This window comes from Streptococcus oralis subsp. dentisani (assembly GCF_002096685.1).
GTDB classification, from domain to species: Bacteria; Bacillota; Bacilli; order Lactobacillales; family Streptococcaceae; genus Streptococcus; species Streptococcus oralis_AD.
In genome coordinates this window covers 1-1,670 of record NZ_NCVA01000005.1, presented here as the reverse complement: position 1 = coordinate 1,670, position 1,670 = coordinate 1, and the positions used below count along the sequence as shown (strand labels likewise).

1 protein-coding gene is annotated in these 1,670 nt (G+C 46.5%); it reads left to right on the top strand.

Features of this window, described 5'->3' with window-relative positions; translation table 11 throughout:
• A partial coding sequence (locus B7705_RS00100; protein ID WP_193431891.1) for a hypothetical protein occupies nt 1-1,670 on the top strand: 1,670 nt, incomplete at both ends.

Here is a 1,670-nt window from a genome sequence, read left to right as displayed (position 1 = left end):
TCAGTAAGTGCAAGCCAATCAGCATCTGTATCAGCTAGCCAATCAGCTTCAGCTTCAGTATCTGCAAGTCAAAGTACTTCAGCATCAGTAAGCGCGAGCCAAAGTGCTTCAGCTTCAGCATCTAACGACCAGAACTCAGCTTCTATCTCAGCAAGCGCGAGCCACTCTGCGTCAGTATCAGCAAGCCAAAGCGCTTCAGCATCAGTAAGTGCAAGCCAATCAGCATCTGTATCAGCTAGCCAATCAGCTTCAGCTTCAGTATCAGCAAGCCAAAGCACTTCAGCATCTGTATCTGCAAGCCAATCAGCTTCAGCATCAGTATCTGCAAGCCAATCAACTAGCGCATCAGTAAGCTCAAGTCAAAGTGCTTCAGCATCAGTATCTGCAAGCCAATCAACTTCAGCATCTGTAAGCTCAAGTGAATCAGCTTCAGCATCAGTATCAGCAAGTCAATCAGCTAGCGCATCAGTATCTGCAAGCCAAAGCGCTTCAGCATCAGTATCAGCTAGTCAATCAGCTTCAGCATCAGTATCTGCAAGCCAAAGCACTTCAGCATCAGTATCTGCAAGCCAATCAACTTCAGCATCAGTATCTGCAAGCCAATCAACTTCAGCATCAGTATCTGCAAGCCAAAGCGCTTCAGCATCAGTATCTGCAAGTGAATCAGCTTCAGCATCTGTAAGCTCAAGTGAATCAGCTTCAGCATCAGTAAGTTCAAGCCAATCAGCTTCAGCATCAGTATCTGCAAGTGAATCAGCTTCAGCATCAGTAAGCTCAAGTGAATCAGCTTCAGCATCAGTAAGCTCAAGTGAATCAGCTTCAGCATCAGTATCTGCAAGTGAATCAGCTTCAGCGTCTGTAAGCTCAAGTGAATCAGCTTCAGCATCAGTAAGCTCAAGTGAATCAGCTTCAGCGTCTGTAAGTGCAAGCGAATCAACTAGCGCATCAGTAAGTGCAAGTGAATCAGCTTCAGCGTCTGTAAGCTCAAGTGAATCAGCTTCAGCGTCTGTAAGCTCAAGTGAATCAGCTTCAGCGTCTGTAAGCTCAAGTCAATCAGCTAGCGCATCAGTATCTGCAAGCCAAAGCACTTCAGCATCAGTATCAGCTAGCCAAAGTGCTTCAGCATCAGTATCAGCAAGCCAAAGCACTTCAGCATCAGTATCTGCAAGTGAATCAACTTCAGCGTCTGTAAGCTCAAGTCAATCAGCTTCAGCATCAGTATCTGCAAGTCAATCAGCTTCAGCGTCTGTATCAGCAAGCCAATCAGCTTCAGCATCTGTAAGCTCAAGTCAATCAGCTAGCGCATCAGTATCTGCAAGCCAAAGCACTTCAGCATCAGTATCAGCTAGCCAAAGTGCTTCAGCATCAGTATCAGCAAGCCAATCAGCTTCAGCGTCTGTAAGCTCAAGTCAATCAGCTAGCGCATCAGTATCTGCAAGCCAAAGCACTTCAGCATCAGTATCAGCTAGCCAAAGTGCTTCAGCATCAGTAAGCGCAAGCATGAGCAACAGCGTGTCTGCATCAATCAGTGCAAGCCAATCAGCAAGCACAAGCATGAGCAACAGCGTGTCTGCATCAATCAGTGCATCTGAATCAGCAAGCACAAGCATGAGCAACAGCGTGTCTGCATCAATCAGTGCAAGCCAATCAGCAAGCACAAGCATGAGCAA